General features: G+C 52.9%; 23 protein-coding genes and 2 tRNA genes. 13 read left to right on the forward strand and 12 right to left on the reverse strand.

What is annotated here, in order from left to right:
- The first annotated feature begins 4 nt into the window (after positions 1 to 4).
- The 5 genes from ACRQ84_RS02815 (at position 5) to rmf (ending at position 5,830) form a co-directional block, all read left to right on the forward strand.
- Complete coding sequence (locus ACRQ84_RS02815; protein WP_483817129.1) at positions 5 to 1,915, forward strand: ABC transporter ATP-binding protein; 1,911 nt, start codon at positions 5 to 7, stop codon at positions 1,913 to 1,915.
- 16 nt (positions 1,916 to 1,931) lie between these two features.
- Complete coding sequence (gene pqiA / locus ACRQ84_RS02820; RefSeq protein WP_483817130.1) at positions 1,932 to 3,215, forward strand: membrane integrity-associated transporter subunit PqiA; 1,284 nt, start codon at positions 1,932 to 1,934, stop codon at positions 3,213 to 3,215.
- Positions 3,187 to 4,830, forward strand: coding sequence for an intermembrane transport protein PqiB (gene pqiB / locus ACRQ84_RS02825; protein ID WP_064740777.1), 1,644 nt, complete (start codon positions 3,187 to 3,189; stop codon positions 4,828 to 4,830). The genes pqiA and pqiB overlap by 29 nt, the downstream gene beginning before the upstream one ends.
- On the forward strand, positions 4,827 to 5,393 hold the full coding sequence (gene pqiC, locus ACRQ84_RS02830; protein ID WP_064740778.1) for a membrane integrity-associated transporter subunit PqiC: 567 nt from the start codon (positions 4,827 to 4,829) through the stop codon (positions 5,391 to 5,393). Before pqiB ends, pqiC begins: the two co-directional genes overlap by 4 nt.
- A 269-nt stretch (positions 5,394 to 5,662) precedes the next feature.
- Positions 5,663 to 5,830, forward strand: a complete 168-nt coding sequence (rmf, locus tag ACRQ84_RS02835) for a ribosome modulation factor (RefSeq protein WP_007887362.1) — start codon at positions 5,663 to 5,665, stop codon at positions 5,828 to 5,830.
- A 66-nt stretch (positions 5,831 to 5,896) separates the two neighbouring features.
- Here the strand turns inward: rmf and fabA are convergent, their stop codons facing one another.
- Together fabA and ACRQ84_RS02845 are read right to left on the reverse strand one after the other, a co-directional pair.
- The gene (gene fabA / locus ACRQ84_RS02840) at positions 5,897 to 6,415 is read right to left on the reverse strand and encodes a bifunctional 3-hydroxydecanoyl-ACP dehydratase/trans-2-decenoyl-ACP isomerase (RefSeq protein WP_007887361.1); all 519 of its coding nucleotides are present in this window, start codon (positions 6,413 to 6,415) and stop codon (positions 5,897 to 5,899) included.
- 67 nt (positions 6,416 to 6,482) lie between these two features.
- Complete coding sequence (locus ACRQ84_RS02845; RefSeq protein WP_483817131.1) at positions 6,483 to 8,345, reverse strand: AAA family ATPase; 1,863 nt, start codon at positions 8,343 to 8,345, stop codon at positions 6,483 to 6,485.
- Between the two features lie 53 nt (positions 8,346 to 8,398).
- On the opposite strand from ACRQ84_RS02845, the gene matP reads away from it, so the two are divergent.
- A complete protein-coding gene (gene matP, locus ACRQ84_RS02850; protein WP_155726421.1) occupies positions 8,399 to 8,866 on the forward strand; it encodes a macrodomain Ter protein MatP in 468 nt (155 codons plus the stop codon).
- Between the two features lie 73 nt (positions 8,867 to 8,939).
- Here the strand turns inward: matP and ompA are convergent, their stop codons facing one another.
- Both ompA and sulA read right to left on the reverse strand, forming a co-directional pair.
- Positions 8,940 to 10,007 carry a porin OmpA gene (gene ompA / locus ACRQ84_RS02855; protein WP_064740781.1) on the reverse strand — a complete coding sequence of 356 codons (1,068 nt, stop codon included), beginning with the start codon at positions 10,005 to 10,007 and terminating at the stop codon, positions 8,940 to 8,942.
- 349 nt (positions 10,008 to 10,356) lie between these two features.
- Positions 10,357 to 10,848 (reverse strand): SOS-induced cell division inhibitor SulA, encoded by a 492-nt coding sequence (sulA, locus tag ACRQ84_RS02860; protein ID WP_064740782.1) that lies wholly within the window; start codon positions 10,846 to 10,848, stop codon positions 10,357 to 10,359.
- Between the two features lie 222 nt (positions 10,849 to 11,070).
- Between sulA and ACRQ84_RS02865 the strand changes: the two genes are divergently transcribed.
- Positions 11,071 to 11,700: a TfoX/Sxy family DNA transformation protein gene (locus tag ACRQ84_RS02865; protein ID WP_064740783.1), complete on the forward strand. Its 630-nt coding sequence runs from the start codon at positions 11,071 to 11,073 to the stop codon at positions 11,698 to 11,700.
- On the opposite strand, the gene yccS is transcribed toward ACRQ84_RS02865, so the two are convergent.
- The gene (gene yccS / locus ACRQ84_RS02870; protein ID WP_483817132.1) at positions 11,697 to 13,835 is read right to left on the reverse strand and encodes a YccS family putative transporter; all 2,139 of its coding nucleotides are present in this window, start codon (positions 13,833 to 13,835) and stop codon (positions 11,697 to 11,699) included. The genes ACRQ84_RS02865 and yccS overlap by 4 nt on opposite strands.
- Before the next feature lie 9 nt (positions 13,836 to 13,844).
- Positions 13,845 to 14,288, reverse strand: a complete 444-nt coding sequence (locus tag ACRQ84_RS02875; protein ID WP_064740785.1) for a YccF domain-containing protein — start codon at positions 14,286 to 14,288, stop codon at positions 13,845 to 13,847.
- Between the two features lie 123 nt (positions 14,289 to 14,411).
- Between ACRQ84_RS02875 and helD the strand changes: the two genes are divergently transcribed.
- Positions 14,412 to 16,466, forward strand: a complete 2,055-nt coding sequence (gene helD / locus ACRQ84_RS02880) for a DNA helicase IV (protein WP_483817133.1) — start codon at positions 14,412 to 14,414, stop codon at positions 16,464 to 16,466.
- 3 nt (positions 16,467 to 16,469) lie between these two features.
- On the opposite strand, the gene ACRQ84_RS02885 is transcribed toward helD, so the two are convergent.
- Complete coding sequence (locus tag ACRQ84_RS02885) at positions 16,470 to 16,931, reverse strand: methylglyoxal synthase (protein WP_176970840.1); 462 nt, start codon at positions 16,929 to 16,931, stop codon at positions 16,470 to 16,472.
- A 68-nt stretch (positions 16,932 to 16,999) separates the two neighbouring features.
- Complete coding sequence (locus ACRQ84_RS02890; protein WP_483817134.1) at positions 17,000 to 17,626, reverse strand: YccT family protein; 627 nt, start codon at positions 17,624 to 17,626, stop codon at positions 17,000 to 17,002.
- A gap of 177 nt (positions 17,627 to 17,803) precedes the next feature.
- On the opposite strand from ACRQ84_RS02890, the gene ACRQ84_RS02895 reads away from it, so the two are divergent.
- Positions 17,804 to 18,217, forward strand: coding sequence for a CoA-binding protein (locus ACRQ84_RS02895; protein WP_064740789.1), 414 nt, complete (start codon positions 17,804 to 17,806; stop codon positions 18,215 to 18,217).
- 32 nt (positions 18,218 to 18,249) lie between these two features.
- On the opposite strand, the gene hspQ is transcribed toward ACRQ84_RS02895, so the two are convergent.
- Together hspQ and rlmI are read right to left on the reverse strand one after the other, a co-directional pair.
- Positions 18,250 to 18,567 (reverse strand): heat shock protein HspQ, encoded by a 318-nt coding sequence (gene hspQ, locus ACRQ84_RS02900; RefSeq protein ID WP_064740790.1) that lies wholly within the window; start codon positions 18,565 to 18,567, stop codon positions 18,250 to 18,252.
- Positions 18,568 to 18,626: 59 nt separating this feature from the next.
- Entirely contained in the window at positions 18,627 to 19,817 is a 1,191-nt protein-coding gene (gene rlmI / locus ACRQ84_RS02905; protein WP_064740791.1) for a 23S rRNA (cytosine(1962)-C(5))-methyltransferase RlmI, read from the reverse strand.
- An 85-nt stretch (positions 19,818 to 19,902) separates the two neighbouring features.
- Between rlmI and yccX the strand changes: the two genes are divergently transcribed.
- Entirely contained in the window at positions 19,903 to 20,181 is a 279-nt protein-coding gene (gene yccX / locus ACRQ84_RS02910) for an acylphosphatase (RefSeq protein ID WP_483817135.1), read from the forward strand.
- Here yccX and tusE read toward each other — a convergent pair whose 3' ends face one another.
- Both tusE and yccA read right to left on the reverse strand, forming a co-directional pair.
- Complete coding sequence (gene tusE / locus ACRQ84_RS02915) at positions 20,182 to 20,508, reverse strand: sulfurtransferase TusE (RefSeq protein WP_483817136.1); 327 nt, start codon at positions 20,506 to 20,508, stop codon at positions 20,182 to 20,184.
- Between the two features lie 98 nt (positions 20,509 to 20,606).
- Entirely contained in the window at positions 20,607 to 21,260 is a 654-nt protein-coding gene (gene yccA, locus ACRQ84_RS02920; RefSeq protein ID WP_007887332.1) for an FtsH protease modulator YccA, read from the reverse strand.
- Between the two features lie 223 nt (positions 21,261 to 21,483).
- Here yccA and ACRQ84_RS02925 point away from each other — a divergent pair.
- The 3 genes from ACRQ84_RS02925 to agp all read left to right on the forward strand — a co-directional run bounded on the left by ACRQ84_RS02925 (position 21,484) and on the right by agp (position 23,567).
- Positions 21,484 to 21,571 (forward strand) — tRNA-Ser (locus ACRQ84_RS02925).
- Positions 21,572 to 21,606: 35 nt separating this feature from the next.
- Positions 21,607 to 21,694, forward strand: a tRNA-Ser gene (locus ACRQ84_RS02930).
- A gap of 256 nt (positions 21,695 to 21,950) precedes the next feature.
- Positions 21,951 to 23,567 (forward strand): bifunctional glucose-1-phosphatase/inositol phosphatase, encoded by a 1,617-nt coding sequence (gene agp, locus ACRQ84_RS02935; protein WP_483817137.1) that lies wholly within the window; start codon positions 21,951 to 21,953, stop codon positions 23,565 to 23,567.
- The last annotated feature ends 19 nt before the right edge of the window (positions 23,568 to 23,586 follow it).

A 23,586-nucleotide genomic window follows, 5' to 3' on the forward strand; every position in this document is an offset into this window, starting at 1 on the left:
TTTTATGTCACTGATCAGTATCCATGGCGCTTACCTCTCATTCAGCGATGCGCCGCTGTTGGATAACACCGAACTGCATATCGAAGAGGGCGAACGCGTCTGTCTGGTTGGCCGTAACGGCGCCGGTAAATCGACGCTGATGAAAATCATCAACGGCGAACAGCCGCTGGATGATGGCCGCATTATTTATGAGCAGGATTTAGTGGTCGCGCGTCTGCAGCAGGATCCGCCGCGCAACATTACTGGTTCCGTTTACGACTTCGTCGCCGAAGGCGTGGCCGAGCAAGCTGAGCATCTGAAGGCTTATCACGCCATTTCCCATCTGGTGATGGAAGATCCGAGCGAGAAGAACCTGAACGAGATGGGCCGCCTGCAGACCATTCTGGATCACCAGAATCTATGGCAGCTGGATAGCCGCATCAATGATGTGCTGCTGCAGATTGGCCTCGATGCCGATACCGAGTTGTCTTCACTCTCCGGCGGCTGGCTGCGTAAAGCGGCATTGGGTCGCGCGTTGGTGAGCAACCCGCGTGTGCTGATGCTTGATGAACCGACTAACCACCTCGATATTGAAACCATCGACTGGCTGGAAACCTTCCTCAAGACCTTTAGCGGCAGCATTGTATTCATCTCGCATGACCGTTCGTTTATCCGCAACATGGCAACACGCATTGTCGATCTCGATCGCGGTAAGCTGGTTTCCTGGCCGGGCAATTACGATCTGTTCCTGACCGGTAAAGAAGAAGCGTTACGCGTCGAAGAGATGCAGAACGCCGAATTCGACCGCAAGCTGGCGCAGGAGGAAGTGTGGATTCGTCAGGGTATCAAAGCGCGTCGTACGCGTAACGAAGGCCGTGTACGTGCGTTGAAAGCGCTGCGTAACGAGCGCTCTGCACGTCGTGAAGTGATGGGCAAAGCCAATATGCAGGTCGGCGAAGCGGCACGTTCAGGCAAAATTGTGTTTGAGATGGAAGATGTCAATTACAGCGTGGGTGGCAAAACCCTGGTGAAAGACTTCTCTACTCAGGTACAGCGCGGCGATAAAATTGCCCTGATTGGCCCGAACGGTTGCGGTAAAACCACCTTGCTGCGTTTGATGCTGGATCAGCTGAAAGCGGACAGCGGCCGTGTGCATTGCGGCACTAAGCTGGAGATCGCTTACTTCGATCAGCACCGCGCTGAGCTGGATCCCGATCGTACCGTGATGGATAACCTTGCTGAAGGTAAACAGGAAGTGATGGTTAACGGTAAACCGCGCCATGTACTCGGTTATCTGCAGGACTTCCTGTTCCATCCCAAGCGCGCCATGACGCCGGTCCGCGCGTTGTCCGGCGGTGAGCGTAACCGCCTGCTGCTGGCGCGTCTGTTCCTCAAACCTAGCAACCTGCTGATTCTTGATGAACCGACCAACGACCTCGATGTTGAAACGCTGGAGTTGCTGGAAGAGCTGGTGGATGGATATCAGGGCACCGTGATGCTGGTGAGCCACGATCGTCAATTCGTCGACAACACCGTGACTGAATGCTGGATTTTCGAAGGCAACGGCGAAATCGGCACCTTTGTGGGTGGCTATCACGATGCGCAGCTGCAGCGCGCGGCGTATAAGCAAGGAAAAGCATCCCAGGCGAAATCTGCTGCACCGGCGAAAACCGCTGAGAAAAGTGAAGCCGCCAAACGTCCGGCTAGCAAGCTAAGCTATAACCTGGCACGTGAACTGGAACAGCTGCCGCAGAAGCTGGAACAGTTGGAAACACGCATCGGTGAATTGCAGGCCAAAATGAGTCATCCAGACTTCTTTAGTCAGCCACACGATAAAACCCAGCCGATTCTGGATGCGTTAGCGCAGACCGAACAGGAACTGGAAGTGGCGTTTGAACGTTGGGAAGAGCTGGAAGCGCTGAAAAACGGCGCATAATCGGGAAGGAGTCAGCATGTGTGCAGCGGATCAGGCGCATCAGTGGAGTCTTTGTCCACAGTGTGATTTAACAGTAAAGCTGCCCGCTGTACCGGTTGGCAGCCGTGCGCGTTGCCCGCGTTGTCACACCACGCTGCAAGCCAACTGGCAGGAGCCGCGTCGACGTCCGACCGGCTACGCCATTTCAGCACTGTTTATGTTGGTGCTGGCTAATCTGTTTCCTTTCATCAATATGCACGTCGCCGGGTTGAGCAGCCAGATATCGCTGCTCGAAATCCCGCAGGTGATGGATCGTGAAGACTACCGCAGCCTGGCCACGCTGTTCCTGCTGTTTGTGCAGGGCATTCCTGCCTTTTGCATGGTCACGATTATCCTGCTGGTCAATCAGGTACGGATGCCGCATAACGTGCGGCTAGGATTGGCGCGCATTCTGTTTCAGCTGCGCAACTGGGGCATGGCCGAAATCTTTATGGCCGGCGTGCTGGTCAGTTTCGTAAAGCTGATGGCGTATGGCGAAATTGGTCTCGGCAGCAGTTTCTGGCCGTGGTGCCTGTTCTGTGTGCTGCATCTGCGCGCGTTTCAATGTGTCGACCGCCGCTGGGTGTGGCAACGTATCGATCCGTTACCGCCGCTGCCAAAGGTGCCGCAAGCCGGTATTAGCGGCTTAAAGCAAGGCTTGCGCAGTTGTCCCTGCTGTACCGCCATTCTGCCTGCCGACCAACTGGCGTGCCCGCGTTGCGGTGTGAAGGCGCATGTCCGCCGTAAGCACAGTTTGCAATGGACGCTGGCGCTGCTGATTACCTCGGTGATGCTCTACATTCCCTCGAATATCATGCCGATCATGGTGACCGAAACGCTCGGCTCGCAATATCCCTCGAACATTATGGCCGGGGTGATTTTGCTATGGAGCGACGGTTCGTGGCCGGTGGCGTTGGTGATCTTCATCGCCAGCATTATGGTGCCCTCGCTGAAAATGTTGGCGATCGCCTGGCTTTGCTGGCACGGCAGCGGACGCGGTGGGCGCGATGATGAAAAGATGCACGTGGTTTATGAGGTGGTTGAATTCGTTGGCCGCTGGTCAATGATTGATGTGTTTGTTATCGCCGTTCTCTCTGCGTTGGTGCGGATGGGGCGATTGATGAGTGTGTATCCTGCGCCGGGCGCGCTGCTGTTTGCCATGGTGGTGATTCTTACCATGTTTGCCGCAATGACCTTTGATCCGCGCCTGCTGTGGGATCGACAACGAGAAACTGAACGTAAGGAGCCGCGTCTTGACGGACAACCATCACGGGACTGCTAAGGTCGACCAGATTAAACGCTGGTCGCCGGTCTGGATTGTACCCATCGTCACGCTGTTAATCGGCGGATGGATTCTTTTTTATCACTTCAGCCATCAAGGCCCGGAAGTGACGCTGATTACTGAAAGTGCCGAAGGTATTGAGGCAGGTAAAACCACAATTAAAAGTCGCAGCGTGAACGTCGGTGTGGTGGAAAGTGCGGTGCTCACTGATGACCTTCACCATGTAGAAATCAAAGCGCGGCTTAACTCCGGTATGGAGAAACTGCTGCAAGGTGACAGCGTGTTTTGGGTGGTAAAACCGCAGATTGGGCGTGAAGGGATTACCGGCCTCGGCACCTTACTTTCTGGCGCCTATATTGAACTGCAGCCGGGTTCCAAAGGTGACAAACCAGAGCGTTACCCATTGCTGGATGCGCCACCCCTTGCACCACCGGATGCCAAAGGTATTCGCGTGACGCTCGACAGTAAAAAAGCCGGTCAGCTTAATGCCGGCGATCCGGTGCTATTCCGTGGCTATCGCGTGGGTTCGGTCGAAACCAGCAGCTTTGATACTGATAAACGTATGATGACGTATCAGTTATTTATCGCAGCACCGTACGATCGCTTGATCACCACCAATGTGCGTTTCTGGAAAGACAGCGGTATTGCGGTAGATATGTCGGCTTCAGGCATGCGTGTTGAAATGGGCTCGCTTACGACGCTGTTTAGCGGTGGTGTGAGCTTTGATGTGCCTGATGGGGCCGAACTTGGTCGTGCTGCTGAGAACAAAGCGGAATACCATTTGTTCGACGATCAGCGCAGCATTCAGGACTCGCTCTATACCAGCCATACTGATTTCCTGCTGTTCTTTACTGATTCAATTCGTGGGTTGCAAGTCGGTGCACCGGTTGAGTTTCGTGGCATCCGCTTGGGCACGGTTTCGCAGGTGCCTTATATGATTCCGGGTGTGAATCAGGCGCTGAATAACGACTACCGTGTGCCGGTGTTGATTCGAATTGAGCCAGATCGCTTTGTTAACCGGTTAGGCGGCGATTTCAATCTTGAACAGCATCTGCAGGAAGGCAAAAAACGCGGACTGCGTGCGACGCTCAAGACTGGCAACCTGTTGTCGGGCGCACTGTTTATCGACCTCGATTTCTACGACAACGCGCCAGCTTATAAAGGCCCGAACGAAGTGGCTGGTCTGGAAGTGATTCCAACCGTCAGCGGTGGACTGGCGCAGATTCAACAGAAATTGATGGCGGCGCTAGATAAGATCAACGGTTTGCCACTCAATCCTGTGCTCAACGAAGCCACCGGTACGTTGAAAGAGAGCCAGCGCACGCTGCAGCAGTTGCAGAAAACCCTGGATAACCTGAATCAGGTCACGGCTAATCCGGCGATGAAAACCCTGCCTTCAGACATGCAGCAAACCCTGCGCGAACTGAATCGCAGCATGAAAGGGCTGCAGCCAGGTTCGCCAGCGTACAGCAAGCTGGTGGGCGATATGCAGCGGCTTGATCAGGTGCTGCGTGAACTGCAGCCGGTGCTGAAAACGCTGAATAGCAAAAGTAACGCGCTGGTGTTTGAAGCCAAGCCGGGCCAGGATCCACAGCCAAAGAGGGCGAAACAGTGAAAAAAGGGCTAATTATTGGTGCACTGTTGCTGCTGACAGGGTGCAGCAGCAGCATTGAAAACACCTATTATCAGTTGCCTGCGGGCAGCAATGTGGCGCGTGTTGAAAGTGCAGCTGGCGCTGATCAACCAATGATTTGGGTCGAGCAGGTGACGGTGCCGGATTTTATGGCGGGCAACGGTTTGGTTTATCAGACCAGCGATGTGAAGTACGTGATCGCGTCGAATAACCTGTGGGCCAGCCCACTCGATCAGCAGCTGCAGCAAACGCTGATTAGCAATCTCAGTAAAGCGCTGCCTGGCCGCCTGATAGCCGGTTCGCCGCTGGGTGAAACTCACGATACGCTTACAGTGAACGTCACCGGTTTCCAGGGGCGCTACGATGGGCAGGTAGTAGTAAGTGGTGAATGGCTACTGCAGCATCAAGGACGTCTAATCAAACATGGCTTTAATCTGACGCTGCCGCAAACCGAAGATGGCTATGATGCGCTGGTGCGTACTCTGGCTCTCGGCTGGCAGCAAACGGCGCAACAAATCGCAAATAGTGTCGTTTCGCTAAATTAAGATTTGTTCGAAGCTTATGATAAGTCCTTGATTTACTGTAGTGTGATCGCAGTCAAATCAAGGGCTTTTTTTATTGCTGAATCAGCCAGATAGACAGTTAACTGACAATTCTACATATCAATTTGACGTCAAATTGATGACATTGGCGTGAATTTTGCGCATTGACCTTTCTTTTGCATCGGGTTAGAACATTACTGTGGTTGAACATTATATCGCCACTCTTTCTTTCCACCCAGATTCCACCAGACCTGAAATGAGGGAAACGAGGCATGAAGAGACAGAAGAGAGACCGCCTGGAACGAGCACATTCACGAGGCTATCAAGCCGGTATTACGGGCCGCTCGAAAGAGATATGCCCTTATCAAATGATCGATGCGCGGTCTTACTGGTTGGGAGGTTGGCGTCAAGCCATGGAGGACAGGTCGGCGGTGGCCTAGCACTGCTGAATGTCTATCATTAAGGAAGAAACCTCCGCTGCGTGCGGAGGTTTTCGTTTGGAAGGATTAGAAAGCGGAAGTGTCTTTGAATAGACCCACTTTCAAATCCGTCGCGGAGTAAATCAGGTTCCCGTCTACGAAGACTTCGCCATCTGCCACGCCCATCACCAGTTTACGGTTGATCACACGCTTGAAGTGAATTTTATAAGTCACTTTCTTCGCAGTAGGCAGGACTTGTCCAGTGAACTTCACTTCGCCCACGCCCAATGCGCGGCCTTTACCTTCTGCGCCCAGCCAGCCGAGGTAAAAACCGACCAACTGCCACATGGCGTCGAGGCCGAGACAGCCTGGCATAACTGGATCGCCGATGAAGTGGCAGTCAAAGAACCACAGGTCAGGGCGGATATCCAGTTCGGCTTCTACGAAACCTTTGTCGAATTTACCGCCGTCTTCGGTCATTTTGACCACGCGGTCCATCATCAACATGTTGTTGGATGGAAGCGGCGGTCCATTTTCGCCAAACAGTTCGCCGCGACCCGAGGCAACCAGGTCTTCTTTACTATAGGATTCGCGTTTATCTACCATGTTCTCAATATGCCTTCTTTTAGTGAAGCCCGAATATTAGCGAACAGTTGTACGCTGAGCAATGTTATCAGCTGTGGTTGAACCAGTTGAGCCAACGCAATGGCCATGGACGCAGGCGAGCTTCCTGCTGATTCAACTGCGTAATACGTTCCTGAATGGTGCTAAGCAGTGATTCGCCGCTTTCACTTTGCCAGGCAATCCCGGTCAATAGCGGCAGCGCTTCATCTACGCTCTCAATGGCCCAGAGATGGAATTGTCCGGCCTTCACCGCTTCCACCACATCCTGATTCAGACTGAGATGGCGCGCATTACTAGCAGGGAAAATCACACCTTGCTTGCCGGTAAGCTCGCGGGAATTACAGATGTGGAAAAAACCTTCAATTTTTTCGTTCAGACCACCCACCGGCTGCACATTACCAAACTGATCGACTGAACCGGTTACCGCAATCTGCTGGTTGACTGGCTGATTAGCGAGCGCACTGATTAATGCACACAACTCAGCCAGCGATGCGCTGTCGCCATCTACTTCCGAATAGGATTGTTCAAAAACCAGTGAAGCGGAGAAGGGCAGCTGCTGCTCCAGTTCCAGCTCGGCAATCAGGTAGGCTTGCATAATCATCATGCCTTTTGCATGAATGTTGCCCCCTAACTCGGCTTTGCGCTCGACATCGGTGAACTCGCCATCGCCCGGATGTACCACGCAGGTAATGCGTGAGGGTTCGCCCCAGGGACGCGGATGACCGGGGAATTCAACCACCGACAGGCCGTTGATTTGCCCAACCACTTCGCCTTCAGTTTCAATCATGATCTGATTGAGCAGGATTTCATCGCGCATGCGATCTGCGAGGAAGCTTTCACGCCACTGGCGGGCTTCAAGCGCTTCTTTCAGCGCTTCACCATTGATACTGTCACCATGCAGCGCCGTTTCCTGCAGTTGGCGACGAAGCCAGCGAGGACACAATGGCAAGGTATCTTGATCACCCGTCATGCGAGCTGCTTCGGTAATCAATAATGGCCAGAAATCCGCTTCAGGCTGTGCCAGACCCGCTTGTTCAGCCTGGGTTAATGTCCACTGGCACCACGATGTCATGTCATCTTCGTCGAGAATCTGTAAACTTTCTTCGAATTCGCTGTAGAGCGCCATCTCATGAACTTCGACGTCCATTTCCTGGAAAGCAGCCAGCGCATCACGATCGCCGCACAACACCAGTCGCAGCTGCAGCGGTAGCGGCGGAATGGCGACGGGTAGGGGTTGACGTTCATCCTGCGAATACCAATCGAAGCGACCTTGCTCGATGCATTTACGCAAACGCAACCACAGCAGCGGCTGCGCCAGTAAGGTATTGACGGCCAGGATTAACGTGCCACCATTGGCGCGATGCAGAAGGCCGGGTTCAGGTTGAACGCGGTCTTTGTATTGACGTACGCATCCGAACAGCTGTTCAGCTTCAATCCAGTCCGCGAAATGCACGCCACCCTGGCTCGTAAACGGACGATTGATATCGGTAGGCGCCAGCAGGCTAACGGTATCGCCCATCACATGATAGTCGCCGCCATAGAGGGAAATTTCATCCGGCTGGAAGCGTTGTGCCGCATCGGCGATGCAAGCCAGGTAATCACTGTTTTCCTGACTGCGTAATAACAGCAGCGGGAATCCCAACGTTTGATGATGCAAATGCGCCAGCGCATTCAGCAGACGCGGCTGAACCGCGGCAAGACTATCGCAATCTTCCAGTGAGACATTCGAGAAAATGGATTGGTAGCGGTCGCTATCCGGCTGCAGGGCTTGCCACGTAATTTGAGTGCTGGTCAAAATATTCGCATTAGTCTGATTTAGGAAAAGCGCGATTATACAGGAATCAACCCGGTTAATCACGGCGGAGTTCCGGCCCGGATTGTGACTGCTGCAACATGTTTTTCCTTGCTGCATCCAGGAAAAAAGCTGTTATTCTTAGTTTGTTACGTGATCACGATGAGATTCCGATGAAATACCAGCAACTCGAAAATCTTGAAAGTGGATGGAAGTGGAAATACCTGGTGAAAAAGCATCGGGAGGGTGAACTGATCACTCGTCATCTAGAGCTTAGTGCGGCCCAAGCTGCAGTCGATACGCTGCTTTCGATGGAGAATAGCCCGGTCGAGGTTAATGAGTGGATCGCGCAGCATATTCATCCGGATTTGGACAATCGTCTTAAGCAGACGATACGTGCACGCCGAAAGCGTCACTTCAATGCTGAGCATCAACACACGCGCAAGAAATCTATCGATCTGGAATATCTGGTGTGGCAGCGTTTGGCGGGATTGGCGCAGCGGCGCAGTAACACGCTGTCAGAAACCATTGTGCAGCTGATTGAAGATGCCGAGCGCAAAGAGAAGTACGCCAGTCAGATGACGACCCTGAAGCAAGACTTGCAAGCGATCCTGGGTAACGGCGGTTCGGAAAAAGAATAAAATTCTTTTCACTCTCATTACATTCAGCCATAAAAAAACCCCGCCGAAGCGGGGTTTTTTACTGCGTGATAACTTAAGCCTGTGGCTGAGTTACAACGTCTTTGATACCTTTCACGTCGATTTCAACGCGACGGTCTGGCGCCAGGCAGTCGATCAGGGCATTACGGCCTTTCACGCTGTCACAGGTGTTGCCAGTAACTGGGTTAGATTCGCCCATACCGCGTGCAGAGATCTTGTTAGCTGGGATACCTTTAGAGACCAGGTAATCAACTACAGACTGAGCACGTTTCTCAGACAGCTTCTGGTTGTACTGCTCTGAACCGATGCGATCGGTGAAGCCCAGTACGACAACAGAACCGTCTTTTGGATCCATTGAGCTCAGCTGGCTATACAGCTGATCCAGAGCCTGCTGACCTTCTGGCTTCAGAGAAGCTTTGTTGAAGGTGAACAGAACGTCAGACTTCAGGGTGAAACGCTTGGTTTCAACAACTGGCGCTGGAGCTGGAGCCGGAGCTACAACTGGCGCTGCATCTTCATCCTGACCGAAACGGTAAGAAAGGCCTACGCTCAGCATGCTGTTGTCTGGACGTGCACCAACGGTACCTGCGTCACCGATGTTGTTAACCCACTGATAGTCCAGGCGAGTCGCCCAGTTTTTGGTCAGTGCGTATTCAACACCAACAGCAGCCAGCGGAGAAACGCCGGTGTCGTGGTCGCTGATGCGAACGCCGTTGTTGTTTTGAGTTGAATCAGCACGCCATACCATACCACCCAGACGGGTGTAGACATCGAAGTCTTCGGTAATTGGGTAGCTCAGTTTAGCGGCCAGCTGAACGCCTTGTGCTTTGAACGCGCCATTCACTTGGTTGCCTTTGTTAGGCATACGGCCCAACCAGTCGTAACCCAGCTCGAAGCCCAGGTACGGGTTAGCCTGGTAACCTGCGAATGCACCAGCACCCAGCTGAGATTCGTGAGTTGGACCATCGTTGTTCGCGTAACCGTTACCGTAGTAACCAGTATCGTGATACTGAGACCAGCCCAGTTTAGCACCGGTATACCAGGTGTTATCTTTAGGTGCGGCCTGCGCTACGGTAGCGAAGCCAGCCAGTGCCACTGCAATTGCGATAGCTGTCTTTTTCATTTTTGCGCCTCGTTATCATCCAAATAGGCAATGAGCAAAAAGGTTGCTCTTTGTGTTAATCCTTCGCCGGGTCTAAACGCTCGCTTTTGACTCTACCGAAAAAACGGAGGTTATTGAGCACCCTGGCGAGCTAAAGTCTACAACGAGATTGGAAACTTACAAGTATGATGTGACGCTGCGCAGCAAAAAAACAGGGATTTATACACACATTTTAACAAATCACATGGCAAAATCTTCGGTATTAGAAAACAAAAAAGCGTCTAAGCCATTGTCATAGCTGGCGGGAAAAGAATCAGTAGCTTAGATGCAACTTTTGCAAAAAAAATGCTGAGAAAATTCCTGGATTTACTTAATGAAACAAATCTGAGGGAATTTTTGTTGGGTTAGGTTGTCTGGAATGAGCAAATTGACGTCCTTGCGGACGCAAAATCAAACCGAGCGCTTCACCTTCTGCTGCAGCTTGTTCCAATTCTAAACGCTCTTCATCGCTCAATTCGTACGGAATCCAGGCAAGCACGACGCTGTAATTGCCTGTACGTAACGCCTTAACCATACTTTCAACGGTGTTAAAACGCTCAGATTCGGTGATATGCATACTCTTGTCTAACGGCAATCCCGACTGCTGCATCCAACTGCGATTCAGCTTATGAGCCGGCGTGAGCCACAACTGCCAGCGTGATTGCTCGCTCAGCTGTTTTAGTACCGGTAGCAGCATAAGTTGCATCATTTCTGGTTGTTCGCTGGAGCGCAGTTCAGTGATTCCACCCAGCGAAGGTTGCGTTAAGCTTGGTGAAGCGAAACGATGAGAACGATCAGCAGGGCCAGAGAAATGAGTACGCATAATTTAATCACTCAGTAATGAACTGTATGAATATACAGTAATGGCTTCCTGGATAAAGATCAACCTCAATTTCTGAAAACGCCTCGCAATTTCTGCACAAGTTCTGTCCCACACGCTTTTATTCATTGAACAGCTAAATCGTTTTTTTTATCTTCTAACCAGATGAATCTGCGAGCTTTTATAGGAAATTTCCCGTGCATGGAATCCAATGAAGGGGGCATTATGAAGAGATATAACCCAGTAGTTGAGCAATCAAAAACGCAGTTGGCTGCACTAGGCAAAATCGAATCGCGTACGCAATTTGGGGGTTACGCGCTGACTGTTGAGAGGGTGATTTTTGCTTACATCAATGAGGATGCACTCTATCTGCGCGCCAGCGAGGCGCTTCACGTCTACAACGCGCAGCGCTCTTTGGAACCGCTGGTATACCGTAAGCGTGGCGTGCCGGTGACCTTAAGCTATTTCAAAGTCGACAAACAGCTGTGGCAAGATCCAGAGCAATTACTGCATTTATCAGCCAGCTCTCTTCGTGCTGCGCAGGATGAAATCGCGACCAGACTTGTCTCGCTACGTTTGAAAGACCTGCCAAATCTGAGCCTGCGTTTGGAGTTGATGCTACATAAGGTGGGGATCAGTTCGGTGCAGCTGCTGTGTGAAACAGGATCGCGGCAATGCTGGTTGAAATTGCGCGCGGTGAATAAGCACATAGGGCTAAAAACGTTGCTGGCATTGGAAGGTGCAATTTCTGGACATCATGAAGCGGCATTACCCGGCGCAATCAGGCAGGAGTTATACGCCTGGTATCTCAAAATGCTCCGCCAACATGCTGCGGCGGAGCATTTACAACCTTAGTTATTAACGAGGCTACGACGCAGACGTGCAATTTCGGGCATCAGCGCAACCAACAATCCCAATTGCTGAATGACTAACGGTGCGCGTGCATCCGGGCTAATCTTCATTTCGCTCATGCGTTGCATAAGCACCTGCTGCATGTCTGCAGCTTGTGCATCCGTGACACGTTCGATTTGTAGCACATCTTCAATGAAGCACACCGCATCATCCAGTAAGGTAAGTAAGGTGCTATCCGCGAGACGCTCGCGGTGCGCTCCCAATGCGGAGATATAACTGAGAAAGGAGTGGTTGAGGCATAGCAGACGAAACGCATTCTCACGCAGCGGTTGTTGCAGCTTGAGTTCACCACTGATATTGGACACCACGGATGCCAGCTCAGCATCGGCGTTATGTGCATCGCGACGAGCTACGCGATAAGCGAGGCGATTGTCTTTCCCCTGATGATACTGCTCCATAATGGCATCAAGATAGCGGCAGTTAGCATCCAGCGTACGATCGGCGACGGCAGTAATTTTGCGGAAACGCCAATCTGGCCAAACAAAGGCGACGGCGAGCCATGCCAGACCGCAGCCCAGCAAGGTATCCACCACGCGCGGCAACGCTACTTCAAACCCTTCTCCCAGCAAATTGAAGCACAGCAGAACGAGCAAGGTGATAAACAATGTGGCTTGCGCATATTGAATCTGACGGAAAGCAAAGAACAGCACACCGCTCAGAACAATCAGCACCAGCTGACCTTCAATCGATGGCACCAGCCACAATACCGGCAGGCCGATGGCGATGCCGGCTAACGTGCCACCAATTCGCAACGCGAGGCGTCGTCGGGTGGCGTTGTAATTGGGCTGGCAGACAAACAGGCTGGTCAGCAAGATCCAGTAACCGCGATCGACACCAGTGATTTGAATGAAGGCATAGCCAACGCACAGTACCAGTGACATTCGCACTGCATGGCGAAAGAGGGCAGAGTTGGGGCTGAGATGGCGACTCAGGCGCAAGCGGATATCCGCCCAGCCGCTAAGCCCTTCACGCGATAGATGGTGATCGCTGTGCGGTGACGGTTCTGCCAGCATCTGCTCCGACTCAATTGATGCTAGCTGCGCATCAATGGCGCGCAGATTGCGCAGCAACCAAAAGAGCGCATGAATATGGGGATCCTGCGGCTCATTTTGCTGAAGCCGTTGCAGCGCGGTTTCCAGTCGTTCAAAGGTGCGTTCAAAATGGCTATCGTGATGCCACGGCTGGCGTAGCAAAAGAGTCTCAGCCAGTTGCCGGCAGGCCCGCGCCTGCATATTCATCAAACGCTGGAAGCGGAACAGCACCTCGTTATAGCGCCAATTGTCGCGCAGTAGGTGGTATTGCAGATGCGAGGAGCTGGCACGTTCATGAATATCCTGCGCAACAAAATAGTAATGCAGGCTGCGACGCGTGCTGCGTGAACCGCGATCGCCACGCAGGCGACTTTGAATGGTGCTTTTAGTCAGATTTAACTGTGCCACCAACTGACTGTTAACCATCGCCGTGGCCACCAGCGTGGCATCATCCTGCTCGTCGCCATCGGGATCAAACAGGTTTGCTTTGGCTTCGAGATAGCGCGCGAGCTGAGAAAAGCTTCCCGCCAATTGCTCCTGTACCGGACGTACCGGGAACATCAAATGGCCGATGAAGGTCAGCAAGTTGTACCAAAGGGCGCCGATCAACAGCAGCGATGGCTGCATCCACCATTTTGGGAACAGGCCGATGCCCAGCATGGTGTAAACCGCAATCAGCAGCGCACCGAAAGCGATAGTGGCATAACGCTGTCCCAGTGCACCGAGCAAAATAAAGCCCCAGCTGGAAAGCGCCAGGCCCAGTCCGAATGCCCACGGATGTGGGAACAGCAGTTCAACTGACACCGAAGCGATACAGAAACACACCAGTGTGATCGCGAGATTGCGCACGCGCCCAATCCAGCGGTCGTCGAGATCGGCCAGCGCCGCGGCGACCACGCCAAGCGTCAGCGGAATGGTCCACTCAATCTGATGCAGCCACCACGGCACCGCCGCACATCCGGTTAAAGCAAAGAAGATGCGGAGCAGATAGCGCAAACTGCTGTTAAACAAGTAGCGTCGCCAGCCTGGCAAAGCGTTATGGATCATTGAACGGCCTCAGTAACGGCGACGCGCATTGGCTTCACGCGCAGCCTGAGCTTCTTCCACCGAGACCACGCGGCGTCCTACTGGCCACAGCGCAATCGCGGCAATTTTAAAGTTAGCAATGCCTACAGGAATGCCAATGATCGTCAGGCACTGCACAATACCGGCCGAGATATGCGCCAGACATAGCCACCAGCCGAACAGCACCAGCCAGAAGATGTTGAGGAAGGTTCCGCCAGTGTTCATCACATGGCTTTTGCTATCGGGACGCAGCACATCCACATGCACAGCTTCGTTGCCAAATGGCAGCAGAGAAAGTTTGGTGATTTCCCAGCAGGAGCGCGTCAAGGGCAGCGTAAAAATCAACACGATGCTGACCAGCGTGGCAAACAGCCAGCTGAGGGTGGTGAAAAAGCCGCCAAGAATGAAATTCAGAATATTAAGTACGGTACGCATAAACGCGATTTTCCTTTTGCAATCCGCAATATGTGGCGCCAAGTTTAGCCTGTTTTAAGGCTGGAGCGCCAAGAGTCTGACAGGTAAACTGCGCGATAAAGAATTCCACATGACGGTGCGGACATGGAACTGAAAGCAACATCGATGGGCAAACGTCTGGCACAGCATCCCTATAATCGGGTGCGTTTGCTGGCCGCCGGCGTGGAAGTCAGTGGTGATCGCCATGAATATCTGATTCCGTTTAACCAGTTACTCAACATTGCCTGCAAACGCGGCATGGTGTGGGGCGAACTGGAGTTTTTGCTGCCTGGCGAGAAAGTGGTGCGTTTGCATGGCACTGAATGGCAGGAAACTCAGCGTTTTTTCCACTACTTACAACACGCCTGGCAGCAGTGGAGCCTGGAGATGAGCGAGGTGAGCGCTGAAGTGCTCGTCGCGCTGGAGCAGGAAATCCTCGCCTTCACGCAGCAGGACCGCTGGCTAAAACGCAGCGAACTGAGCACGGTAAAAGAGAGTATTACGCGTCAGTTTTCCGCATTGCCGTTGCCCCTGGCTCGCATTGCCGAGTTCGACAACTGCCGTGAACGCTGGGAATTCTGCCAGCAATGGCTAGAGCAGGGTGAAACGGCCATTCGCCAACGCAATCGCGAATGGACCCGTAAGATCCTCAGCGATTATCACGAATTCTTCTCCACGGTTGAAACGACACCGCTTAACCCATCGCAATGTGAAGCCGTGGTGAATGGCGAAGATGCCCTGCTGGTGCTGGCGGGTGCCGGCAGTGGCAAAACCTCGGTGCTGGTGGCGCGCGCGGGTTGGTTGCTGCAACGCAAGCTGGCGCAACCGGATCAAATTTTGCTGCTGGCGTTTGGTCGTCAGGCGGCAGAAGAGATGAATGACCGTATTCAAACGCGTCTTGGCGAGAGCGCGATTCAGGCGCGTACGTTCCATGCGCTGGCGCTGCATATCATCCGTGAAGGCAGTAATAAACAGCCGGTGATCAGCAAACTGGAAAGCGATAGCAAGGCGCGCCGACAACTGCTGATTGCGACCTGGCGTGAGCAGTGCAACAGCAAGAAAGCGCAGGCAAGCGGCTGGCGTCAGTGGTTGCAGGAGGAGCTGGAGTGGGAGATCCCCGAAGGTCCGTTTTGGCAGGATGACAAACTGGCGCAGCGTATCGCCTCACGTATGGAGCGCTGGCTGGGTTTGATGCGTATGCACGGTGGTGCGCAGGCGGCGATGATTGCGGATGTTGCAGAAGCGCAGCGCGATAACTTTAGCAAGCGCGTCAAACTGATGGCACCACTGCTCAAAGCGTGGAAAAGCGCGCTAAAAGAGGAGGGCGCGGTCGATTTTTCCGGTCTGATTCATCAGGCGATTGCTGTTCTGGAAAAAGGGCGTTTTATCAGCCCCTGGAAGCATATTCTGGTCGATGAATTTCAGGATATCTCACCGCAGCGAGCCGCACTGCTGACGGCGCTGCGCCAGCAAAACAAACGCACGAGTCTTTACGCGGTGGGCGATGACTGGCAGGCAATCTATCGCTTTAGCGGTGCTGAAATGAGCCTGACCACCGCGTTCCATCACTATTTCGGCGATGGCGATCGCTGCGTGCTCGATACCACATATCGCTTTAACGATCGCATTGGTGAGATTGCCAATCGCTTTGTGCAGCAAAACCCGCATCAGCTGCGCAAGCCGCTGAATAGTTTGAGCAAGGGCAACAAAAAATCGGTGACGTTGCTGCCACAGGAGCAGCTGGAGCCGTTGTTGGATAAGTTAAGTGGTTATGCCAAACCCGAAGAGCGCGTGCTGCTGCTGGCGCGGTACCACCATTTACGTCCATCAATCCTCGATAAAGCCAAAACGCGCTGGCCGAAACTGCAGCTGGATTTTATGACGATACATGCCAGCAAAGGTCAACAGGCGGATTTTGTCATTGTGCTTGGCCTGTATCAGGGACGCGATGGTTTCCCGGCTGAAGCGCGTGAATCAATTATGGAAGAGGGTTTGCTGCCGCAGCCGGAAGATTTCCCGGATGCGGAGGAGCGACGTCTGGCGTATGTGGCGATGACGCGCGCACGTCAGCAGGTGTGGCTAATGTTCGATAAAGACCGGCCTTCGGTATTTGTCGAACACCTGCGCGAGTTGGGTGTGCCGCAAAGCCGTAAGGCCTGATGATTAGGGTTTCAGACGATCGGCGAGATAACGCTGATAGTCTGGAATCTGAATCTCAATCTGCTGTGCAAATTTCGGTGACTGGATAATAAAATCTGCGGTGGTGCGGTTATTGGCCACCGGGATATTCCACACCGTGGCCAAACGCAGCAACGCTTTCACATCCGGATCGTGCGGTACTGCATTTAGCGGATCCCAGAAGAAAATCAGCACATCAATTTTCCCTTCCGAAATCAATGCGCCCACTTGCTGATCGCCACCCATTGGGCCGCTCAGCATGGCATTAACATCCAATCCGGTATGACGATTAATAAGATTACCGGTGGTGCCGGTGGCGTAAAGCACATGCTGCTGGAGCGTGCTTTGGTTGATTTGTACCCACTCTAACAGCGAGGCTTTACAGTGATCGTGCGCAACGAGGGCGATATGTTTTTGAACTTGAAGGGTACGAACGGTCTGCTCCATAGGGCTTCCTGTTTCTTCTCATGCATTATTTATTAATGCAGGAGTTTACCCCTGGCATTTCATCACTATCAACTTGTGCGTAAAGTTTTCATCCAGCTAATAAAACGCAAACGTGTGGCGGCATCAAAACGCTTGAACCAGCCTTGTAAAGAGGGGAGATCGCTGACGTCCTGCCAGGCGTAGTCCAGATTCAGCTGCGCCTCGCTGGCACTAAGCGAATGCAAGGCGAAACGCGGTACAGACGCGGCATGCGCATCGCGGTTGTAATTCACCATCGCCTTTTCAAAATCATGATCACTCTCCTTCGGCAACTGGTCGCGCAGGCTGGTGATCTCCATGCCACGTTCATCAATCAGCTGAAAGTTGAGGGTTTTATTAAAGGTCGTACGTTCGCGACGATTATTTAGCGCGGGCAAACGGATAGCTACTGAATGGGTGTTGGCGTTAAAAGTGACAATCATCGGCACGGATTGAAAGTGCGAGGTGTCAGCGCCAGGTTTTTCCACACGAAATAGAAATTGATGCTGCCCCCGTTCCAACTCAAGACTGCCAGCACCTTTCAGCAGCGAACCAGAGATTTTACGCCCGTCCAGCACCAGCAGTTCGATCTCGGGATCAAGTTTGAGAGTGATGGCTTGGCAGGAGGCTGATACGAGCAACATCAGTAAACCCGTAGCAGTTAAGGACAGCTTCATTTCAACTCCCGGCAAAAGGGGGTAAATCGATTATGTGTAGCAAAGTATTACATTATGGCAGTAAATTTACATTTTTACATATTTATTCGTGCTGACGCGCAAAGTTCTCATGCTTAACAGTTGCAGTGTGAAACGCAATGCCATCTACACTTAAGCGAATGAACCCGGAGAAAAAAGATGAATGATCAAACAATTCGCGATGTACTGACCAAAACCAAACGTATCGCATTAGTGGGTGCCAGCGATCGTCCCGACCGCGCGAGCTATGGCGTCATGAAATATTTGCTTGATCAAGGATACGAGGTGATTCCGGTCAGTCCTAAACTGGCAGGACAACAGCTTCTCGGCCAAACGGCTTATGCCACGTTGGCGGATGTGCCGGGAAAAGTGGATATGGTGGATGTATTTCGCAATGCCGAAGCGGCGTGGGGCGTGGCGCAGGAAGCGATCGCCATTGGTGCGGAGACATTGTGGTTACAACTTGGCGTGATTAATGAGCAGGCGGCGGTCTTGGCGCAAGATGCCGGTATGACCGTAATAATGGACCGTTGTCCAAAGATTGAAATCCCACGACTGGGCATCACACAGTAAAACAGAAGCGGCGACCTGCGTCGCCGTTGTCATTAGTGTCGCAGGCTTGGCGCCTGCAGCTGTTGCCGGATTGTAGCAGCAAGCTCATCCATCGAAGGTTGTTCAGGATGCTCGAATGAGGTTTCACCTGCCAGCTGAATTTCAGCCACGTAGGTGTGGACCTGATCGCCTTCTTCATCTTCCATCACCACATGATACCAGGGCGCGGCGCGTAGCGTTTCGCTAGCAGCGACATCATCAACCTCTGGCTCATCAAGCGAAAACTCCGGATCGACATCCACGATAACGCCGAGCACCCCGGAGAGACGATGTCGGACCTGCTGTCCAATTCCAAATTTAGTCGTAATCATTGTGACCTCCCAAAAGACTGCCCTGCTACCGATATGGAGGCAGGAACAGTGTTTTCAAGTCACAGCACGCGGCAGGCAAAACCTTTCAGATAAAGCCCTTCAGGATAGCTGGCGATCACCGGATGGTCGGCTGCCTGACGGAACTGCTCTATAAATTGTACATCACGACCCGCATCAACGGCGGCGTCAGCGATGATTTTCTGGAACAAATCGGTCGGCATCAGGCCGGAACAAGAGTAGGTCAGCAACACGCCGCCGGGATTCAACAGCTGAATCGCCAGCATATTGATATCTTTATAGCCGCGGCAGGCACCCATCAGCTGGTTCTTGTTCTCGACGAATTTCGGCGGATCCATCACGATCACATCGAACTTCTCGCCGCTGTCGCGATAACGGCGCAACAGTTTGAACACGTCGTCACGTACGAACTGCGCGCGTGACACATCTAAACCATTAAGCTCAACGTTCTGTTTCGCCACGTCGAGCGCATCCTGCGAGGTATCAACGCTAATGACTTCACGGCAACCCCCCATCAATGCAGAAACCGCAAAACCACCGGTGTAGGAGAAGCAGTTCAGCACGCGCGCATTTTTTGAGTAGCCACGCGTGGCAAATCGGCTGTCACGCTGGTCAAGGTAATAACCGGTTTTATGGCCGCCCTGAATGTCTACCAGCAGCTTCATGCCATGTTCAGTGATCGGCAGCAGCGAAGGCGGCAGTTCACCTGAAACTGGACCCTGGGCCAGCTCCAGTCCCTCTTTTTTACGCACCGCGACGTCTGAGCGATCGTAAATAGCGCACTCCGGGAAGCATTGTTGCAGTGCTGAGACGATGGCCGGACGCTGATACTCCGCACCCGCAGACAACAGTTGCAGTACGAGGAAGTTGCCAAAACGATCGATGGTAACGCCCGGCATGCCATCTGACTCACCGGCAATCAGGCGATAGCTATCCAGCCCATCACGTTTTGCCAGCCAGTCACGCCATAATTGTGCTTGCTCTAAGCGGCGCACGAAGAAGGTGATGTCGATTGACTCATCCTGTTGCCAGCTCCAGACGCGTGCGCGAATTTGGGATTGCGGAGAATACGCGGCGCGAGCCAGCCATTTGCCATTGCTGTCGCAGACATCAATGGTTTCACCAGACTGGGCTTTACCTTCCATACGTGCAACGGCACCAGAGAACACCCACGGATGGCGGCGGAGCAGGGATTTTTCACGTCCCTTTGCGAGAATCAATCGAACGGTCATAGTTTGCTATGCTTACCTGAAAAAATGAGGCGCCATTTTCCGGCGGATGGCGACAAATTGCAACGCAAGGTGAGGGGAGAACGCAATGGCAACCACATGCTGCAAAATCTGGGTGCATGGCATGGTGCAGGGCGTGGGGTTTCGCTACCACACGCAAGCGCAGGCCAGAGAGCTGAATCTTAACGGTTATGCGCACAATCTGGCCGACGGCAGCGTTGAAGTGCTGGCGTCCGGCGAAGCACAACAGGTCGATGAATTAATCAGCTGGTTGAAAGCTGGCGGGCCGCGCAGTGCGCGGGTGGATAAGGTGCTGGTGGAGCCGCATCAGCCAGCGGAAATGCCCACCCGATTCACCACGGGCTAATCACAAACACTTAGCCGGCTTTGGCAATCCGGCAATTTTGGTGGCTTGTTTCGCCGGGCCTTCCGGGAACAGGCGGAACAGATAACGGCTGTTACCTTTCTCCTCGCCATATTTTTGCGCCATCGCTTTCACCAGCATACGCACCGCTGGTGAGGTATTAAACTCCTGGTAAAACGCACGCACAAAGAGCACCACTTCCCAGTGTGCTTCGCTCATTACTATTGCTTCTTGTTCTGCGATAGCCGCAGCCAGTGGCTCGCTCCAGTCCGCGCTATTTTTCAAATAGCCTTCCGCATCGGTGGCAATTTCATTACCGGCAAAAATCACAGTTATTCCTCATGATGTTAATTCATACATTGTAAATTCGCTCGGCCCCAAAAAGCAAAAACCCCGCCGAAGCGGGGTTTAATTTCTGTTGCGGTAACTTAATCGCGATTAGCGAAGCCCAGCAGGCTCAACAGGCTAACAAAGATGTTATACAGCGATACGTACAGGCTCACGGTTGCACGAATGTAGTTGGTTTCGCCGCCGTGAATGATGTTGCTGGTTTCCCACAGGATGGCACCGGCAGAGAACAGGATGAACAGGGCGCTAATCGCCAGATGCAGCGCAGGCAGTTGCAGGAAGATATTCGCAACCACCGCCACCAGCAATACGACAAAGCCGGCCATCATCATGCCGCTCAGGAATGACATATCACGGCGCGTGGTCAGCACATAGGCCGAGCAACCAAAGAACACCAATGCGGTGCCGCCCAGCGCCATGGCGATCACATCACCCATGCCTGCAGTGAGGAATGAGCTGAGAATTGGGCCAAGGCAGTAGCCGAGGAAACCGGTAAAGGCGAAGGCAGCCAGAATACCTGCCGGGCTGTTAGCCAGTTTATGTGTCAGGAACATCAAACCATAAAAGCCAACCAGCATCAGAATCAGGCCCGGTGAAGGCAAGGCAAATACCGTGCTGAGTGTGGCTGTGACCGCTGAGAAGGCCAGCGTAAAGCCAAGTAACAAATAGGTATTGCGCAGCACTTTGTGGGTGCTGACTAACGATTGCTGCGACGAGCTAAAAATTCTTTCCATCATGCGCTCCTTAAAGAGAGAAACACCAAATATGTCACGAGGATACGCAGCGACTGAGAGACAGAAAAGGCGTTTTACCCATCTTTACGCGATAAATTGCTGTTTCACTGAGCAGAATGGTGAATTTGACGCCAAAAAAAATAAAATTTGGCTGTTTTTCAGCCGAACGATTCATTGCAGGCTTTACATCGTTATGGGGGATGTTTATAGTGCGCCTCATTGCGGAGGGGTGGCCGAGTGGCTTAAGGCAACGGTCTTGAAAACCGTCGATGGGAAACCATCCGAGAGTTCGAATCTCTCCTCCTCCGCCATTCACTCTTGCAGAGTGACGCAACAAGAAATCCCCGGAGGGATGGCCGAGTGGCTTAAGGCAACGGTCTTGAAAACCGTCGATGGGAAACCATCCCAGAGTTCGAATCTCTGTTCCTCCGCCATATTAAAGAAGCCCGCAGAAATGCGGGCTTTTTGCTTTTCTGCATTCACAGATTCCGAAAAACATCGCGTTGCTTTTCAATCTGCTGCCGTTCAGCAACGCCGCGCGCGTTTACTGCTATATTCCAATCACGGTTTTTGCAAACATCTGGCGATTTTCCGATGCAAGCTGAGTTACACTGTGCGGTAATTCGCTCTTTGGCGGGCTAATCGTTTGAAAGCCAGAGTGTTTCACTGATGAATTATGGAATAGGCACAATGATCAAGAAACTGAGTCTTTGCGCGTTGTCAGTCATCGCTGCGCTCCCGATGGGCATGTCCGCATACGCTGCGGACGGAGATATGCAACTCCAGCAGGTGCTGATGTTAAGCCGTCATAATCTGCGTGCGCCGCTTGCCAATAATGGCAGCGTGCTGGATCAATCCACTAAAAAGAGCTGGCCGCAGTGGGATGTCGCGGGTGGCGAGTTGACCACCAAAGGTGGCGTGCTGGAAGTCTATATGGGTAATTACACCCGTCAGTGGCTGGCACAGCAGGGCTTAGTCCAGAACGGGACATGTCCGGACAGCAGCAACATCTTTGTTTACGCCAACAGCCTGCAGCGCACCGTGGCAACCGCGCAGTACTTTATCACTGGCGCATTCCCAGGCTGTGACATTGCGGTAACCCATCAGGATGCGATGGGCACCATGGACCCGATCTTCAATCCCGTCGTCACCGACGGCAGCGATGAATTCAACAAAAAAGCGTTGGCTGCCATGACCGCCGCCAACGAAAAACTGGCGCTGAAGCCGGCCTTCCAGCATCTGGAAAAAATTGTTGATTACAAATCTGCACCGGCCTGTAACGGCAAAAAGCAGTGTGATTTGAGCAGCGGTGATAACACCTTCAGCGCGGATAACGGTAAAGAACCTAACGTAAGCGGTCCGCTGAAAATCGGCAACTCATTGGTCGATGCATTCACGCTGCAATATTACGAAGGTTTCCCAGCCGATCAGGTCGCGTGGGGCCAGATCAAAACGCCTGAGCAGTGGAAAGCGTTGGCGTCGATCAAAAACGGTTATCAGGATGCGCTGTTTGCTTCTCCTGAAGTGGCGCGCGAAGTGGCCGCACCGCTGGTGGATTATATCCGCAGCCAGTTAGTCGATCAGGACAAAGCTAACGCGCCAAAAGTGACGCTGATGGTTGGCCATGATTCCAACATCGCTTCGTTACTCAGCGCGTTACAGGTCAAGCCGTATGAATTACCGGGCAACGACGAGAAAACGCCGATCGGTGGTCAGGTGGTATTCGAACGCTGGCACGATGTGAAGAACAACAAAGATCTGCTGAAGGTGGAATATGTATACCAAACTGCGGATCAGCTGCGCGATGCCGATGTGTTGAGCCTGAAGAATCCTCCAAAGCGCGTCACGCTGCAGCTGGCGGGTTGTGATACCGATGCCAATGGCTACTGCAGCTGGGATCAGTTCACTGGTGCGTTAAACGGTGCATTGCAGGGTACGCCATTGCAGCCTGCCGCTGCTCCAGCGCCTGCCGCACAGCCGGCGCCTGCCGCCGCGGCCCCAGCCAGTGACGATGCCAAGCAGAAAGCCGATCAGGCTGCTGCCGATAAAGCGTCAGCAGACAAAGCAGTAGCAGATAAAGCTGCCGCTCAGAAAGCAGCAGAGGCGAAGGCCGCTGAAGAGAAAGTGAAAGCGGATAAAGCGGCCGCGCAGAAAGCTGCTGATGAAAAGGCGAAAGCAGAGAAAGCCTCAGCCCAAAAAGCAGCGGATGACAAAGCGAAAGCGGATGCTGCTACTGCGCAAAAAGCGCAGGCGGATGCCACGCCAGCCAAGCCGGAAGAGCCAACAAAACCGGCTAGCAGCAACTAAAATCCCCTTCGTAGGATAG

Source organism: Pantoea sp. E2023-21, from assembly GCF_051302795.1.
GTDB classification, from domain to species: domain Bacteria; phylum Pseudomonadota; class Gammaproteobacteria; order Enterobacterales; family Enterobacteriaceae; genus Pantoea; species Pantoea ludwigii_A.

Excerpts from the sequence above, each read along its gene's own strand:
- fabA (WP_007887361.1), bottom strand. The coding sequence starts at position 6,415 with ATGGTAGATAAACGCGAATCCTATAGTAAAGAAGACCTGGTTGCCTCG.
- ACRQ84_RS02865 (WP_064740783.1), top strand. The coding sequence starts at position 11,071 with ATGAAGAGATATAACCCAGTAGTTGAGCAATCAAAAACGCAGTTGGCT.
- yccS (WP_483817132.1), bottom strand. The coding sequence starts at position 13,835 with ATGATCCATAACGCTTTGCCAGGCTGGCGACGCTACTTGTTTAACAGC.
- hspQ (WP_064740790.1), bottom strand. The coding sequence starts at position 18,567 with ATGATTACGACTAAATTTGGAATTGGACAGCAGGTCCGACATCGTCTC.
- helD (WP_483817133.1), top strand. The coding sequence starts at position 14,412 with ATGGAACTGAAAGCAACATCGATGGGCAAACGTCTGGCACAGCATCCC.
- matP (WP_155726421.1), top strand. The coding sequence starts at position 8,399 with ATGAAATACCAGCAACTCGAAAATCTTGAAAGTGGATGGAAGTGGAAA.
- ACRQ84_RS02895 (WP_064740789.1), top strand. The coding sequence starts at position 17,804 with ATGAATGATCAAACAATTCGCGATGTACTGACCAAAACCAAACGTATC.
- ACRQ84_RS02885 (WP_176970840.1), bottom strand. The coding sequence starts at position 16,931 with ATGGAGCAGACCGTTCGTACCCTTCAAGTTCAAAAACATATCGCCCTC.
- sulA (WP_064740782.1), bottom strand. The coding sequence starts at position 10,848 with ATGCGTACTCATTTCTCTGGCCCTGCTGATCGTTCTCATCGTTTCGCT.
- pqiA (WP_483817130.1), top strand. The coding sequence starts at position 1,932 with ATGTGTGCAGCGGATCAGGCGCATCAGTGGAGTCTTTGTCCACAGTGT.
- ACRQ84_RS02875 (WP_064740785.1), bottom strand. The coding sequence starts at position 14,288 with ATGCGTACCGTACTTAATATTCTGAATTTCATTCTTGGCGGCTTTTTC.
- ACRQ84_RS02845 (WP_483817131.1), bottom strand. The coding sequence starts at position 8,345 with ATGCAGCAAGGAAAAACATGTTGCAGCAGTCACAATCCGGGCCGGAAC.
- rlmI (WP_064740791.1), bottom strand. The coding sequence starts at position 19,817 with ATGACCGTTCGATTGATTCTCGCAAAGGGACGTGAAAAATCCCTGCTC.
- yccA (WP_007887332.1), bottom strand. The coding sequence starts at position 21,260 with ATGGAAAGAATTTTTAGCTCGTCGCAGCAATCGTTAGTCAGCACCCAC.
- ompA (WP_064740781.1), bottom strand. The coding sequence starts at position 10,007 with ATGAAAAAGACAGCTATCGCAATTGCAGTGGCACTGGCTGGCTTCGCT.
- ACRQ84_RS02815 (WP_483817129.1), top strand. The coding sequence starts at position 5 with ATGTCACTGATCAGTATCCATGGCGCTTACCTCTCATTCAGCGATGCG.
- yccX (WP_483817135.1), top strand. The coding sequence starts at position 19,903 with ATGGCAACCACATGCTGCAAAATCTGGGTGCATGGCATGGTGCAGGGC.
- rmf (WP_007887362.1), top strand. The coding sequence starts at position 5,663 with ATGAAGAGACAGAAGAGAGACCGCCTGGAACGAGCACATTCACGAGGC.
- agp (WP_483817137.1), top strand. The coding sequence starts at position 21,951 with ATGATCAAGAAACTGAGTCTTTGCGCGTTGTCAGTCATCGCTGCGCTC.
- ACRQ84_RS02890 (WP_483817134.1), bottom strand. The coding sequence starts at position 17,626 with ATGAAGCTGTCCTTAACTGCTACGGGTTTACTGATGTTGCTCGTATCA.